General features: G+C 37.7%; 14 protein-coding genes. 1 reads left to right on the top strand and 13 read right to left on the bottom strand.

Annotated features, from left to right (window positions below):
* Window positions 1-4: 4 nt before the first annotated feature.
* From ACSYSF_RS00830 to ACSYSF_RS00800, 7 genes are all read right to left on the bottom strand, one after another.
* On the bottom strand, window positions 5-1108 hold the full coding sequence (locus ACSYSF_RS00830; RefSeq protein WP_489867859.1) for an ABC transporter permease: 1104 nt from the start codon (window positions 1106-1108) through the stop codon (window positions 5-7).
* Window positions 1108-1830: an ABC transporter ATP-binding protein gene (locus tag ACSYSF_RS00825; RefSeq protein ID WP_489867858.1), complete on the bottom strand. Its 723-nt coding sequence runs from the start codon at window positions 1828-1830 to the stop codon at window positions 1108-1110. The genes ACSYSF_RS00830 and ACSYSF_RS00825 overlap by 1 nt, the downstream gene beginning before the upstream one ends.
* Before the next feature lie 132 nt (window positions 1831-1962).
* Complete coding sequence (locus tag ACSYSF_RS00820; protein ID WP_489867857.1) at window positions 1963-4164, bottom strand: alpha-galactosidase; 2202 nt, start codon at window positions 4162-4164, stop codon at window positions 1963-1965.
* A 12-nt stretch (window positions 4165-4176) separates the two neighbouring features.
* Complete coding sequence (locus ACSYSF_RS00815) at window positions 4177-6126, bottom strand: sugar MFS transporter (RefSeq protein WP_489867856.1); 1950 nt, start codon at window positions 6124-6126, stop codon at window positions 4177-4179.
* 408 nt (window positions 6127-6534) lie between these two features.
* Window positions 6535-7551: a LacI family DNA-binding transcriptional regulator gene (locus ACSYSF_RS00810; protein WP_489867855.1), complete on the bottom strand. Its 1017-nt coding sequence runs from the start codon at window positions 7549-7551 to the stop codon at window positions 6535-6537.
* Window positions 7552-7679: 128 nt separating this feature from the next.
* Window positions 7680-8591 carry a magnesium transporter CorA family protein gene (locus ACSYSF_RS00805; RefSeq protein ID WP_491737235.1) on the bottom strand — a complete coding sequence of 304 codons (912 nt, stop codon included), beginning with the start codon at window positions 8589-8591 and terminating at the stop codon, window positions 7680-7682.
* A gap of 189 nt (window positions 8592-8780) precedes the next feature.
* A complete protein-coding gene (locus tag ACSYSF_RS00800; protein ID WP_489867853.1) occupies window positions 8781-9512 on the bottom strand; it encodes a hypothetical protein in 732 nt (243 codons plus the stop codon).
* Between the two features lie 105 nt (window positions 9513-9617).
* Between ACSYSF_RS00800 and ACSYSF_RS00795 the strand changes: the two genes are divergently transcribed.
* Complete coding sequence (locus tag ACSYSF_RS00795; RefSeq protein WP_489867852.1) at window positions 9618-10148, top strand: TetR/AcrR family transcriptional regulator; 531 nt, start codon at window positions 9618-9620, stop codon at window positions 10146-10148.
* Between the two features lie 63 nt (window positions 10149-10211).
* Here the strand turns inward: ACSYSF_RS00795 and gpmA are convergent, their stop codons facing one another.
* The 6 genes from gpmA to ACSYSF_RS00765 form a co-directional block, all read right to left on the bottom strand.
* Window positions 10212-10931 (bottom strand): 2,3-diphosphoglycerate-dependent phosphoglycerate mutase, encoded by a 720-nt coding sequence (gene gpmA / locus ACSYSF_RS00790; protein ID WP_489867851.1) that lies wholly within the window; start codon window positions 10929-10931, stop codon window positions 10212-10214.
* Window positions 10932-11009: 78 nt separating this feature from the next.
* Window positions 11010-12023: an NAD(P)/FAD-dependent oxidoreductase gene (locus ACSYSF_RS00785; RefSeq protein ID WP_489867850.1), complete on the bottom strand. Its 1014-nt coding sequence runs from the start codon at window positions 12021-12023 to the stop codon at window positions 11010-11012.
* Window positions 12024-12062: 39 nt separating this feature from the next.
* Window positions 12063-12890 (bottom strand): SseB family protein, encoded by an 828-nt coding sequence (locus ACSYSF_RS00780; RefSeq protein WP_489867849.1) that lies wholly within the window; start codon window positions 12888-12890, stop codon window positions 12063-12065.
* A 438-nt stretch (window positions 12891-13328) separates the two neighbouring features.
* A complete protein-coding gene (locus ACSYSF_RS00775; protein WP_489867848.1) occupies window positions 13329-14384 on the bottom strand; it encodes a BMP family lipoprotein in 1056 nt (351 codons plus the stop codon).
* Between the two features lie 167 nt (window positions 14385-14551).
* On the bottom strand, window positions 14552-15424 hold the full coding sequence (gene ispE / locus ACSYSF_RS00770) for a 4-(cytidine 5'-diphospho)-2-C-methyl-D-erythritol kinase (RefSeq protein WP_489868275.1): 873 nt from the start codon (window positions 15422-15424) through the stop codon (window positions 14552-14554).
* 118 nt (window positions 15425-15542) lie between these two features.
* On the bottom strand, window positions 15543-16802 hold the full coding sequence (locus ACSYSF_RS00765) for a M20/M25/M40 family metallo-hydrolase (protein ID WP_489867847.1): 1260 nt from the start codon (window positions 16800-16802) through the stop codon (window positions 15543-15545).
* Window positions 16803-16880: the final 78 nt, after the last annotated feature.

Raw genomic sequence — 16880 nt, 5'->3', positions numbered from 1 at the left:
AATCTTATACCTTTCGATAACGCTTCAAGCCCACAATATTACCAGCTGACAAAATAATAATGAAGATAATCAAAACGACTACATCAACTGCAATATCACTAAAGGTACCACCATCTAAAATGATCGTATTAAGAGCTGATGAACCATACTTCAAAGGTAAGATGTCTGCTAACCATTGCGCCCAATCACCCATCGCACTTAATGGTACTAATCCTGAGAAGAATAATTGTGGAATAACCACGATTGGCATAAATTGCATCATTTGGAATTCTGATTTAGCAAAGGTTGAAATGAAAATTCCAAGTGCTAACGCAACTAAGGCAAGTAACACAGTAATTAACATGACTAACCAAACCGATCCAGCTACCTCAACATCTAATACGGTTACTGTAAAACTCACAATAATTAAGGTTTGAATAATCGCAATTAAGCCATAACTTAATAGATAAGCAAATACAATATCTGAACGTTTAACTGGTGTTGCCAATAACCGATCTAATGTACCAGAAGTACGCTCTTTAAGTAATGCCATACCAGAAATCAAAAAGACGAACAAGAAAATGAAGAATCCAATCATAATTGGCATCATCTTATCAAAGAAGGTTGAATCACCATCCCCATAATTATAACTATTATGAATTGATGGTAACTTTGGCTGTTCACCAATAATTTGCTGATTTGCTGGTAATTGCTGTTGCAACTTTTTAAAGGCTGTTGTCAATTGTGTGACTTTTGTCTTCGTAAGGGCGCCTTGTAAGCCGCCCTTCACAACATTAGTTTTACCGACATCGGTATTGGCATAAGTAACATACAAATCATGATGTTTATCTTGAATAACCGCATCAACCTTTTTATCGGCTAACGCCTTTTTAGCACTGCCCTTATTGTCATAAGTTTTAACCTTAATATGACTAGTATCATCCAAAGTCTTTTCTATCTGCTGATTTACACCAACACTCGCAACTATTGCATTGTTAGTTGTATTAACATTGAAAATGTATGACATCAAAGCTAGCACAACTAACGGTGCAATAAAGATTAAAGCCAATGTACGTTTATCTCGTAATAGCTCTTTTAAAACACGTTTTGTAATAGCTAATATCCGCATTATAATTCACCTTCCGCTTTCAAAAATACATCTTCAACTGATGATACCTCGTAATCCTTCACCAATTGATCTGGACTTTCATCGGCAATAATGTCACCATCAAGCAATAACACAACACGGTCAGTTAAGGCAGCTTCATCCATGGCGTGTGTCGTGATTAAAATTGTCCGCCCTTCAGCTTTTATCTGCTGCATTTCTTGCCAAATTTTCCGCTTTAATCCGGGATCAATTCCCACAGTTGGTTCATCCAAAATCAGCAAATCGGGTTCACCTAACAAGGCAATTGCTAACGATAAACGCCGTTTCATACCACCAGAGTAGCCAGTCACACGTCTTTTAAGATCATCAGACAAATCAACAACTGTCACCACGTGCTTAATTTCATCTTCAATATCGGCTTTCTTAATGCCTTTCATTTGAGCGAAAAATTCCAAATTTTCATAACCACTCAAATCATCATATAAAGCGTCAGATTGCGCCATATAACCAATATTATTCAATAAAAGGCGGTTTGGCATTTGCGTATCAAAAACATGGGCACTACCGGCATTGGCTTTTTCCATCCCCAATAAGATTTTGATGATAGTTGATTTACCCGCACCAGAAGGCCCAATTAGCCCAACAATTTCTCCCTTATTCACGACAAAATTTACATCTTTTAACACGGTTGCATCGCCAAAACTTTTTTTGACATTTTTTAATGCAATAATTGTTTTAACCATACTGGCCTCCCCATTTATTTCATTTTTAGCAAAAGTAAGTAATCACTCACCTACTATTTTTATTCTATCACGCTAACTTTTTATGTGCACACAAAAAAGGTTGAGACATAATTATCTCAACCTTTATGTTTATTACACCGCTTGATAATGATATACCTTAGCAGCAAAATCTGAAAAGACTGCTGGTTCATAAATACCGGCATACATCAATTCGTCACCACCTAGTACTTCACCGGTTGTCACTTCTTGATATTGCTTGTTTGGATCCAAATCAACTAACTTTAACATGTCATTTTCTGGCTGGGCCGCAGACAAAATGTTAAATGAGAAGACCAAGGCTTCATTCTTATCAGCACTTACAAACATCCAAGCACAACGATTACCATCATTCGGATCAAGCAAACGTGAATACTCACCGTATTGTACTAATGAACGAATTGACTTATATTCCGCCACTTGTTCTTTAACAGCTTGCTTTTCGTCGTCAGGCATTTGCGTCAAATCTAACTCATAACCAAACACACTACTCATCGCAACAGCACCACGTGTTTGTAATGACGTATACCGACCTGTTTGTTGGTTAGGTGATTCAGAAACGTGTGACGTAAATGATGATGTTGGATAGGCCAATGACGTGCCGTATTGAATATTCATACGTGCCACCGGATCGGTATTATCACTGGTCCATGATTGTGGCATGTAGTACATAAAGCCAGCATCAATACGGCCACCACCACCAGAACAACCTTCCCACAAAATATCTGGATATCTAGTTGTTAGCTTTTCTAGCAAATCATACAATCCCAATACGTAACGGTGCATAACTTCACCTTGTCGCTCTTCTGGCAGGTCACTTGCGTAAATATCAGTCAAATTACGATTCATATCCCATTTCACATAATCAATATCATTATTATCGAAAATAGCACACATTTGTTCATAAACATTTTCACGAACAACTGGCCGTCCCAAGTCTAATACATATTGATTACGTGAAGGACTTGGTTCACGATTTGGTACTTGCAACATGTACTCTGGATGTTGTTCATACAAATTTGAATCGATCGAAATCATTTCTGGCTCAAACCAAATACCGAATTTCAAATCACGGTCATGAATATAATTGGCGAAATGTTGTAAGCCTTGTGGGAACTTCTTCGCCATGACTTGCCAATCACCAAGCGATGAATTGTCATCATCACGATGACCAAACCAACCATCATCCAATACGAACATCTCGATGCCCATATCCTTCGCTTCATCAACAATTGGTTGTAACTTGGCTTCATCAAAGTCCATGAAGGTTGCTTCCCAATTATTCACAACAATTGGCCGAATGGCTTCCTTATACTTACCACGAGCCATTCGTTGACGTAACAAACTGTGCAAAGCTTGGCTCATACCATTAAGACCGGTATTTGAATAGGTCATAATGACTTCAGGTGTTTGGAAACTATCTTGTGCAGCTAATTCCCAATCAAATTGATCATCATTAATTCCAATCGTAATGCGATGAGTACCATAAGGATCTTTGCTAACCTCTTCCTTATGATTACCTGAATATGCCAAACTGAAACCAACAACTTCACCTTGGAATTCATTAGTCGTAGGATCACTAATGGCAATAAAGTTATTCATGTGGTGACTAGTTGTACCACGACGACTTTGGAATACCTTTGATCCAAATGTAATTGGTTCTCGATTAATGTGACGTTCATTAACATGACCACCAGGCAATGAAATCACTTCTTTATCACCCGTTGGCAAATCAAGCATCATCGAAGCAACCTTTTCTAGATGTACAGGTTGGGTTCCATTATTAATAACTTGCACTGAACGCGTCACAACTGGACGGTGACGATAAATTGTATATGACATAGCCAATGTTAATTGACTAAGTTCATCAACCATATTAATAGTTAACGTTTGTGCTTCATCATCATCTTCAACATAAGTCGCAGGCAAACCAGCTAACTTAGGTTTACCATCTATAATTGTGTAATCTTGGTATGCAAACCGAACTGAGCGACTGCCATCTGCTTGACGAACAATAATGGCTGGATTTCTAAAATCGCCATCTCCTTCATAACTGTATTCACGCAAAATTGAATCTAGTGAATAGGTACGATCAGTGGTGCCTGGCAAATTATCAGAGAAACCACGATCTAAACGCGGATGCGTCAATTGGCCATGATATTGTTTGATACGTTGTCCATAATACAAATGAGATAGGACACCACCAGGCTCTATGCCCAATACATAAGAGATTGTGTCATTATGCAAGTGAAATGATTGTGTTTTCTCATCAAAAGAAATCAAATTTTCTTGACTCATTAACTCTACTCCTTAATCATCGGTATGTTGCAAAGTAAATACAGGTTCCTGACCAGCCGATACTTGTGTTCCTGGTGTTACTAATAACTCAAAGTCCTTAAACTCCTGATCATTTGTAACAACAACCGCAACCGTATCATCGTAACCGGCCTTCTTAATTGCTGGATCCCAGAACTCAATCAATTCAGTCCCCTTCTTTACTGGTTGACCATCGGTAACAACACTCGTAAAACCTGTTCCTTGCATATGAACAGTTCCAAAACCAATATGAATTAATAACGCCGTACCATCATCAGCAACTAAGCCAATGGCATGCCGTGTTGGGAATACTTGCCTTACGACGGCATCAAATGGTGCATAAACCTTACCATCGGTTGGTTCAATCGCAAATCCTTGACCAACTTGACCACTCGCAAACGTTTCATCTGAGACATTAGCTAAGGCTTTAACTGTTCCATCAACTGGTGAAGTGATGTTGAATTTCTTAACATCAATATTTTCATTTTCTTCAGTCTCAAGCGTTTGACCCCATGTCTTAGCTAATTCATCAACAATTTCAGCGTGTCGTTCCTCAGTCAAAGTTGACTTACGCCAGAAAATAAAGAACGCAATAACTAATAGGATTGCCGGAACACCGAACATCATAATCTTAAATTTGAAAGCACCACTAGCCGTAATTGAGGCTGCTGTTGCACCCGTGGTCATACCAGCAATAACGGCAACTTGACCAACAATTCCGTTTGATAGGGCACCACCTAGCTTATCTAACAAAGGACGAATTGATAATGTCAAAGATTCATCACGATGGCCTAGCTTTAACTGACCATACTCAACGGAATCTGAAATAATCATTAAGACAACCAAAAAGATAACGGCTTGTGGTACTTGGAACATTTCAGCAGCAATAATAACTAGTGCAAATGACTTACCAGCAAATGAGAATAGTAACAATCCGGCTAACATAATACCGATACAAGTCGCAAAGACACGGCGACGATTGAAACTATCAACCAACTTTGGGAATAGTGAAACTGAAACTAGACTAATCACAATGTTAACACCTTGGAACACTGAGAATAACGTTGACTTTCCCATAATAAATGTAAAGTAATACAACACCAAAGAGTTCTCAATATTAATACCAATTGCGTAAATACCATATGTTAAGGCAATCCACATCAATTGATCATTGTGTGCCAACGTTGAAAAAATTTGTTTAAAACCAACGGTATCCTTCACGTTCTTACGTAAATCAGATTGGACCTCTTTCGTTCCTAATCCAACAATCCATGAAGTAGCAATACCAACTAAGGCAACAATTAATCCGAAGGCAAACCAACCACGTGCATCACCAGTACCGTTAGCTTGATTAACTGAGAAGAATAAGACAAGTGGCATCACAACAACACCAACTAGTCCACCACCTAAGGTTGATCCGATACGAGCTGATGAAGATGTACGTTCACGCTCTTTTGAACTAAATGAAAGCGCCGGAATCATTGACCAGAACGCCACATCCTTAAACGAATAAAAAATATCCATCGTAATATACAGGATAGCGAATACCACTAGGTACAAATATGGATGACTTTGATTCAAGCCACCTAAATCAGTAAATAGTAACATCAAAGCAATTGATGTAATCGTACCACCAACAACAACCCATGGCTTAAACTGTCCAAAACGTGTTTTGGTACGATCAATCCAATTACCAATAAATGGATCAATAACTAATTCCACAACACGTAAGATCGTAATAATCCCAGTGATATACATAATCATGCGATCATTTTGCGCCTTATCACCCGTGTTGAACAAATGGGTCGTTACGAACATTATGAAGTATGTTGATAACGCACCATAGAACACATCATTACCAAAAGCTCCAAACGCATAGGAAACACGCGAAACCACTTTTTGTAATGGTGTTTGTTGATTCTGTTGATCATTAACTTTATCCATCATTTTTCCCCTATGATTCTTATAAAAATAGCAACAATAACCTGTTGATAAACAAATAAGTTGTTTTGTTTACTTGTTTACCAACCAACACTATGAATTGTAAACGCTTTCTTTCAGATAATCAAGTAATTTGCTTAATTTATTTTTATTGTCCTGGATGAAAATCAACTCATGTTAGAAGAAATCCATAATAACTGTTGTAATATTGGTAATCTGACTTATCCTTTAGGGCAAGGTATAAATGTCTCTTTGGAGAACAAATATATAAATGCTATTTATTAAAAAGTTTATAGATAACAATATTCCTCTATACCACGACATAACTGTCAGCCATTACGCAGGAAATAATACACTAAACGCACAAAAAAAGCGCAACCTTCATAAAGGCTGCGCTTTTCTCACTATGACTTATAAACTTTCACGTAGTATCAATTTTGAATTAATAGTTAATTGCATTGCTGATTCACGATCACCAACTAGTTTCTCACGGGCTAAATTAACAGCCTCTTTACCCATTTCTTTAGTTGCTGGACGCACCGTCGTTAATGATGGGTACAAATACTCAGCGGTTTCAATATCGTCCAAACTCACCACGGCAATATCGTCTGGTATTTTTAGACCACTTTCTTGAAGGACCCGGTACACCCCAATGGCTTGTAAATCGTTACTAGCAAAAATGGCGGTTGGTAAAGTATCTTGTGCCAAAATCTCTTTGGTTACTTGCATCGCATCTTCTGATGTCCACTTGGTAATATGCGCATCAATGTCGTCATCAAATTTATGTAACACCATCCAGTTCAAATATGCTTGATGGCGGATATCTAAATCATTGGCTGCTTCAATTTGATCACTACCGACAAGGTCCTTCCGACCACCAATAAAAGTAATCCGCTGGTGGCCTTTATCTAATAATAGATTTAATAATTGGGTTGTTTGCCGACCAAAATCATTACGAATCACATCATAATTATCAAACGTCCTAGAATCATCAATGATAACAATGTTTTTATTATATTCATAAATTTTAGCTAACACATCGGTCGTCAACATCCCGATAACAATAATCGCACCATAAATCGACAAATTTTGCCAGTCTATCTCATCATCCGTTGGTAGCCGCAAGCTATCATCTATTTTCATGCCCCATAAATTCGCTTGCTCATCTAAGCCAGCCAAAATTTTTTGAAAGTAAGGATCCCCTAACTCCTCTTCCATCGTTAAAGCGGTAACAATGGCAATGTGCAATTTATCTTGATTATTGCGATTAGCGACATTGGCTAATTTATAGTGTAATTGATTGGCAATTTGCCAAACCCGATTTTTGGTACCTTCAGATACTGAAAATGTTGGATCTTGATTTAATATTCTTGAAACTGTCGCTTTTGAAACACCAGCTAATGTTGCAATATCTTGAATATTTGCCATTTCTTATCCTCCAGTCTTCTTTTCTATATTAATTAATATCATACCATTTTATACATAAAAAATATTTTTTTATGTTTTCCATATAAACATATAAAAAGACTGCTTTACCAGCAGTCTTTAATGACCGATTATTTTCTTCTTTTAACTAAATAAATCACGATAATAATCAAAAGTAAAGTCATTCCCAAAGTACCAACCCACGCCCATGGGCCTTGTGCTAAAGGTAAGTACACATTCATGCCATAAAATCCGGAAATAATCGGCGGCACAGCCAGGATTAATGACCAAACCGTTAGAAAACGCATATTATCGTTCAATGAGTTATTCAATAAATTATTATAAGTATTTGACAAACGTTCAACTAAATCTGATGTATCTTGGGTAATTTGTTGACTTTGGGCCGTTTCAATTTCAACATCTGCCACTAAATCACGTTCTTTATTTGTTAAGGTCAGTTCATCAGAAGCATCATCACCCGTCAGTTTTAATTGTTTAATCGCCATCACATTATTATCAGTTGCCGTTGTTAGATGCACTAATTGATTGCTTAATGATGCTAACTGTTTGATTTGACGATTGCTGGGATTTTTATTGAAACTTGCTAATCCTTCACGTGTCACATTAATATCATCAATTTGATCCATGTATTCATCATTCAAACGCCACAATAAACGTAACAATATCGTCAGGGTACTGTCATTTTCAATGACCTTGGTCACTAATTTAGCCAATTCTTGATTTACATGTTTAGCAGTTGCTGGAATTGTTGATATCAAAGTATCATGGGTCACAATAAAGCTTATTGGCAACACCTGATAAATGTTGGTATCACTGGTTTTCACAACAACTTGCCAAATCAACATGCCCGTATTTGTTTGAACATTATAATCAAATCGAGACCGTTCACGTGGGTCACGAACATATGACTCAAATTTACGACTCAGTTGAAATTCTTGCTGTAAATTATGAATATCTTCATCGGATGGATCATTAACACTAATCCAACGAAAATTATTCCCAAATCTTTTTTCTTGGTACATATGCTCGCGCCTTTCTAATAAAGTTTCTTTCATTATACCAAAATTTGAAAAACAATTTTTAACATAAAAATAACGTGCATTCCAACAATAGATACTGCCGCAATACACGTTATTAAGGTTTATCTTACATGCTTACAATAGTTGTATCATCATCAACTATCAACTTTAGACCTTCGTAGAACTCTGTCGCTAAGTGTAATCCGTGTCCCTCGACCATTTCATGAGGCACGTTTCTGGCCAATAAACGGCTAACTTAGCATCAAAACCATTTTCGGTTGGCTTAAATTGATGATAAGGGATGTTAACTTCAGTCGTTTCGTCAGTCAAATGGGTCAACCCAGCCATAGACATTGGGTAAGTCTCATCCTTATCTGCCAAAATTTGTTCACTTAATTCACTTTCATCAACAATCGTAACACGTGCAAGTGTTGGTGTTCCATACATACCAAATGGCTCAATACCTGTAAGCACCTTCTTGCCTATAATGGCTTGGAAATGTTCTGGATGGGCAGACAAACCAACCTTTTCATCTTGTTGCATAGCACGCATAATACCCATATATTTTTCTAATGAGATACCTTCAACATGCATGGTTGTTCGTGACACCTTCATTGGCTTATTTTGTGAAAAGCCTAATTTTTTCCACATTTCATCTGACCTAGCAAATGAATCCTTGTAAGCTTCTTTAACCGTTTCACCTGTATAAGCTAAACGATTATCAATCGAAACTTCCCAAGCTTCAGCATCTGTTAAATAATCAATATCATCATCATCTAATAGTTGATCACCACGCCTGATATCCAAACCATGACGTCGCATTTGGTGAAGAACGTGTAGATTACGTTGATATGCTAGTTGCTCAATATGCACTGGCTCCCAAACTGAACCATCAACCTTAAATAAAACCTTTACCTCTGCCATAATAGACTCCCCCTTGGTAAGTAGTTCTTTCCTTGTTCTATAATGTTAGAATATAATAAAAGCTAATCAAATGCTACAACAGTATATTTAGGAGTGTTGATTTTTATGACTGTACAGAACGCCAAGCAAAATTTTATCCAAGCCTTTTGCTTACTCAATAAAAAAATGTTCGCTGATAAAATATCCGTTAGCAATTTAACCAAAGTTGCTGGCTATGATCGTACGACTTTTTACCAATATTTTTCAGATATGCAAGACTTAAAAACTACTGTTGAACATGAATTTACAAATCTCATCAAAGAACAGCGAAGTAAGATGAATATTGATAGCCATAATTTTATAAATTTTATGGTAAATATTTATGAAGAAAATGCCTTATATTTTGATGCCTTATTAGGCGAGTATGGTGATATGGATTATATTGATCGTATAGCTGAAAACATTGAATTAGACCTGATCGAGATGCAATTAGATGATGAAAATCCGTACAAGAAATATCTAATCAATTTTCATATCACAACTACTATCAACTTGTTCCATTTGTGGTTAAAAAATAATAAGGACCTACCAATTGAAGAGTTAATGTTACTAAATAAAAAGCTGTATATGGATGGTGTTAATGCTTTCCAAAAATAATAAAAAAGTCACTAAGCTGAAATATAAGTAATTTCAACTTAGCGACTTTTATTTATCAATGAATTAGTCTTCTGACTTCAAAATCTTCTTTGAAACAACGTTCAAATCTTCATCCAAGTCATAAACCCATGGTTGACCGTTAGCAATCTCAACACCCATGATGTCATCATCAGAGATTTGTTCGATATGCTTTACCAATGCACGCAATGAGTTTCCGTGAGCACCGATAATAACGTTCTTACCATCCTTCAATGCCTTTGAAATATCTGAGTCCCAGAATGGCAATACACGTTCCAAAGTAACCTTCAAGTTTTCACCCTTTGGCATTTCACCTTCTGGTACATCTTGGTAACGACGATCCATAGCTGGATATGTCTTACCTTCAACAGTCATTGTGGCAGCTTGCTCATCTAGAAGTGGGGGCAAAACATCGTATGAACGACGCCATTGGTGAACTTGTTCATCACCCCACTTAGTTGCTGCATCGGCCTTGTTCAAACCTTGCAAAGCACCATAGTGACGCTCATTTAAGCGCCATGACTTAACTTCTGGTACCCACAATTGGTCAGTTTCTTCCAAAGCTAAGTGCAATGTTGTAATGGCACGAGTCAAAACTGAAGTATAAGCTTGATCAAATTGAATACCTTCTTTAGCAATCAATTGACCTGCTTCTTTTGCTTGTGCGATACCCTTATCGCTCAACTTTGTATCAATCCAACCATTGAATAAGTTCAATGCATTCCATTCACTTTGACCGTGACGAATTAAAACCAACTTTGCCATTGGTACACCTCTTTTTCTAATATTGTTCGTTACCATTGTATCAAACTTCACGAAGTTTTAGTAGTTTCTCATTTATGATTAACGTTGCACTTTACCATTTTCAACCGTTAAGGCAGTTGAATGAGCTGGTCCCTTAGCATCATCCATAATATGCGTCATCAAATCATTGATAGCTGTAGGTGCTTCTCCAAAACCAGTTGCAATCACATCATACTTACCTGCATAAGCCGCAACGTCCCCAATTGCATACATGTTTGGTACCGATGTCATCATATTCTGAGCAACAGTGATTTGGCTTTGTTCATTAAGTTCAGGTTGCACAGTCCAACCAGCCATAATCTTATTTTCAGTTTGGAAACCATAACTTACAACGACATCATCAACCGTCACAACTTTCGTTTCTTCAGAACGAGCTAATTGTAGTGTTACAGCCAAGGCACCATCGTTATCACGATCAATACTCTTAATCGTGTATGGTGTTTCAGTCGTCACACCTGATTGAGCTAACTTAGTTAAACTATGCTCAAGTGCACGGAACTTATCACGACGGTGTGTCAAACTAACCGTTTGGGCAGTCCCTTCCAATTGCAAAGCCATTTCAACAGCTGAGTCACCACCACCGGCTACCAAAACACGCTTACCTGCAAAGGCTTGCAAATCATGAATTGAATAGTGAATATTATCGTTGACATTTTCACCTAAAATATCATCAGCAATACGGCGTGGTTCAAAGGCACCTGCTCCTGTAGCAAGAATGATTCCCTTCGTATGAAAGTTGTCTTGCTTGTCAGTTTTGATTTGGTAACCTTCATCAGCACTGACAATATCTGTAACTGTCGTACCCAGCAACATTTTATGATCAAATTGCTTTAATTGAGCGGTTAAGTCAGTCACAATATCTTTTCCTGAAACATTCACATAACCTGGAATATCCAAAATCATCTTCTTAGGATAGAAATTCGTGATTTGGCCACCCAAATCAGCTAAACTTTCGACCATTGCGACTTTCAATTCACGTAAACCAGCATAAAAGCCAGCAAACATCCCAACGGGACCCGCACCAATAATTGTTAAATCTACATCTTTATTCATCGTATTTAAACCTCCTAACATCTGTTTTAATGTTGTTTATTATTCTAAATTACGATTGTACAAACTATCAAATTCAGATAGATCAACTTGGAAATCATCCGCAAAGACAATATCGACCGCGCTACCTTCATCACCTGACTTTTCCTCAAAAGTTGTTGCAATCTTTTGATACAATGCTTGCACATCATCACGGTTTGGACCATCAATTACTAATAGATAATTGGCCGTTTGTGAGTCTTTATTCGTTAACCAAAGCAAATACATGCTCTCAATGACACCCATCGCATCATCAGCAATACCAATCAAATCATAGCGTAACGGTGTTGGAATAATTTCTTCGGCTGAAGAAATTTCCATTTCACTATCACCTGAATCTTCTGATGCATTAGCTTCCTGATGTTCAACTGATTCTGCCACTTGTTGGGCAATATACGTTATGTTATCACGAGTAATTGGCATCCCATTCGTAAATGGGTTCAATGCTAAGCCTTCAATATTTTGGGCACTATCTTCTTGCAAAATAGGCAAATAATCTGACAAGGCCATTGCCCATGGATAAACTGGTAAATCAGCTTCAATGGGATGTGCGTTATAAGCATCTAAATCAGTAAATACTGGGAAAACACCATTACCATTTTCTAACTCAAATGTTATTAATTGCATTTGGGCATCATCTGGAATATCAACATCCCCATCATCAGTAATAACCGGTTGCTTCGAGAAATTTACAGGGGCAACAAAGACAGCATCAATTAATGCTTGAATGAAATTATGTTCAGTAACCTCATTTTGCTCTTCACGAAAAACTGCCATTGCATCTAGCAATTTATCATTTTTCAATTCTTCATCTTGATTATCGTTAGCCATGCGTGAATATTCTCCTTACTATTTCTCATATCCTTCTAACAAGTATAACGGATATCCCTATGTTTGTCAGGCTTGTCATTTCCATTAGAAACTAAAAAAGATTGGTCGCTCACCAATCTTCACCAGATCAAAATATGTCAAAAAACAACTTACCCCAATTTAGAAGTAAAGCTATTTCCTAATAATAAATCATACTTCTATATGTATTTTTTGGCTTGCGTTTCCCCTCAAGCACCTATAATTATATTACCTTAAATACTAGTGATTGTAAACGGATAATTCGGGTTTAAGCACATCGATTTGCTAAAAAAGGCGAGTTAAATAAATAATGTTCGTGTTATAAGTTTATAAAAACGTTTAATCACGAACATTGTTTTGCTAAACAAAAAATAGGAGCCGAGATACTTATAAAGTGCTCCGGCTCCTATTATTTAACTATTATTTACTTGGAATCTTAACATCCCCATCAATAATATCTTGCTTAGCATCTTGGACAGCTGACCAAGCATCCTTAGACAAATGACCACGTGTTAAGGCAACACCCTTATCATCCAAACCATAAACTAAGTGCTTACCCCCAGGGAAGTTACCCTTAGCAGTCTTCTTAGTAACATCTGTTACAGCCTTACCGACCTTCTTAACAGATGACGTCAAGGTAAAGTTAGACTTACCGTCCTTAGCAGTGTAAGCACCATCAGCGTTTTGATCACGATCAACACCGATTACCCATACTTTATCAGCTGCATTCTTTTCTTCGTTCAAGTCTTTAGCTTCAGTAAAGACACCAGCTCCTGAACCACCAGCAGCAGTGAAGATAACATCAGCCCCACTTTGATACATCGTTGAACCAATTGTCTTACCCTTACCAGCATCAGTAAAACTACCAACGTATTGAGCATCAACCTTAATATCAGGATTAACTGACTTAGCACCAGCAGTAAAGCCAGCCTCGAATGATTGCACAACAGCAGACTTCATACCACCAACGAAACCAATTTTGTTAGTCTTAGTCGTCTTAGCAGCAGCAACACCAGCCAAGTATGATGATTGTTCAGACTTGAAAGTTACGGAAACTGTATTCTTACGTTCCTTAGCAATATCATCAATAATCATGTAATTCGTATCAGGATGTTTCTTTGATTGCTCATTAATTGTTGAAACCAATTGGAAACCAATTCCATAAATGTTTTTGAAACCATCAGAACGTGCTTGATCCATGTTCGTTGTAAAATCAGCACTGGTCTTTGAAGGATAGTAAGAATAACCACCCTTACCCTCTTTGACATCGTTATCTTTAGCCCAAGACTTGATACCTTCCCAGGCTGATTGGTTAAATGACTTATCATCAATTCCACCACCATCAGTGATTAAAGCGACTGACGTTTTGTCATTATTACTATCATTTGACTTGTTTCCAGACCAAGCGGCGTAAGCACCTCCGGCAATAATTACAACTGCGGCACCTGCCACCCACATCTTTGCGTTTGAAGCCATTTTTTTACTCCTTTTTATTAAAAGACCCATTAGATTGTTCGTTAATTACGAACTACTCATTAAATATAATAGATAAAGTTCTAAAAGTAAAGTGATTAATCCGTTTTAAGTCGTAATTTGGCTAATAAAAAAAACGCCGTGTTGTCAAAACACGAACGTTTACTGTTTTATTTGCATTTTTCTGAATTAACCAAACGCACCAGGTATGCTTCTGATACAAAGCCACTGACCGCATTATAAATACGTTTCGCCCGTGATGACTTTTCTGCAATTGCAAAGACAGTTGGCCCCGTTCCTGACATTTGAGCGGCTACTGCCCCAAAGTCATACATTTTTTGCTTTAACTTCAAAATTTCAGGATACTTAGCGCCGGTAATTGCTTCCAACACATTAAACATTTGCTGATAAGCGGTTTGAAAATCCCCCTTATCAACCGCTGCCATCAATGCTGTCATATTACCATGTTGCATGGTGTCATAATTAACCATCTTTAAAATTTTAGGTGTTGAAACACTAATCCCTGGTTTCGCAACCACTAGCCACAAAGGCGGTAGGATTTGATTAAGTGGTTCAACAATCTCCCCACGACCCCGAACGCGTGCTGGTCGTGAATAAACACAGAACGGCACATCAGCATCAATTTGAAGTCCAATCAGTGCCAGCTTTTCTTCACTATAGCCTAATTTCCAAATACGATTCAGGCCACGTAATACAGCGGCAGCATCAGACGAACCACCACCTAATCCAGCTGCCACTGGCACACGCTTCATAATATGAATTTCAATACCTTCATTTTTTCCCGCAATTTCACGTATTAAATACGCAGCTTGGTAAGCCAGATTTTTTTCGTTTAATGGTAGCACACCACTTGTCGATTCAACCACAATCTGATGATGTTTAGTCGTTGTCCTAATCGTCACAGTATCAGCCAAATCAATGGCAACCATTAACATATCCCATTCTTGTTCACCATTATCATGAATAAATGGGGTATCAAGGCTTATATTTAGTTTGGCATATGCCTGCTCTAATACTTCCATCATGGCTAAATCCTTTCATAATTATGTTAATTATAGCAAGTTGTTACAAATTTCGAAACATTTAGCCTGAAAGATGCGGTAATAGTCGGCAACTCCTTGGTTAACACCACTGATTAATTTACTTTAAGTACGCCTTAGCAACATCGCGATAAACGTCAGCCATTGCAAAATAAGCTGATGTCATCACATATTCATTAGCTTTATGAGCGGTTGTATTTCCTGGACCAATGATTGCAAATTTAACATCCGGATTAGCATGGACAAACGCAGCAACATCAGTACCCAAAGATACCGCTATCGTTGGGGCATCCAATGGTTCATTAAAATAATTTGGCATCACTGCTTGCACTATTTTAATGAGGTCACTATCTTGAGGTGTTACAACTGCATCATCATACGCATTAACTTGCAAAGATAATTGCATGTCATCATCAGCTTGATTAAGTTGCTTAACTAATTCTTCGAGGCGAGCAATTAATTCTTCAGCTGGTAACTCTGGAATCGTACGGGTTAATTCAGTTAAGGTAGCTGAATCAGGTACAGAATTTTGTTGGGCACCCCCATGTATAATATTAGCACCACGCATTGTTTTGGCCAGGATGGGACTTTCTTCGGATAAATTATCATAAAGTTTTTGTTCAGCCTGATAATATTTGACCAAATTTGCAATGGCATCAACCCCTAAATTAGGCATTGAACTGTGGGCCGCCCGGCCAGTCGCTGTGACTTCATAAGCTAGAAAACCCTTATGTGCAAAAAAGATAAAGTGTTGTTCAGGTGCTTTTGACGTTGGTATCACAGCTTGCAAGTCTGACAAAGTTTTAGGATCAATCACAGCCCCACCACTATTAAAGTAATCTGACACTTCGTCTAGTGCCACAGCAGTTGGTTCACCAATAATCACAGCATCGATGTCATCTAAGTAACCATCAGCAGCTAACTTGTCAGCACCTAATTCATTCCTTTCTTCATCAGCTGTCGCAATGAAACGCAACGTACCGTGCAATGATTCATCACTTTCGTGTAATGCAACAAAAGCCATCGCAAAATCAGCTAGTCCACCCTTCATATCCGTGACACCACGGCCATATAGTTTATCACCGTGTTGCGTTAACTTAAATGGATCACTATGCCAAGTGTTAATATCTCCTTCATGGACGGTATCAATATGCCCCGAAAATGCTAGTACTGGTCCATCACCATCACCAATTTCAGCAATTAGATTAGCCCGCGTTGGCGTCACTTCAACCAATTGACTGGTAATGCCATGAGCCAAAAAATAATCGTTTAAATAAGTTGCAATATTTTTTTCATGATCTGCCACAGTATTCATGGCCACTAAATCACTTAGGAAAGCTATTTTATCTTGCTCTGTCATCTTATATCCCCTTGTATTTTATACAAATAATTCTAATATACAAAAAAGCCGGTGTCACTATTATGTGAAACCGACGAC

The sequence above is a fragment of the Weissella sp. ESL1139 genome (genome assembly GCF_058506735.1).
Note: the sequence above shows the minus strand (reverse complement) of the source record. Positions and strands in the feature narration are given on the sequence as shown.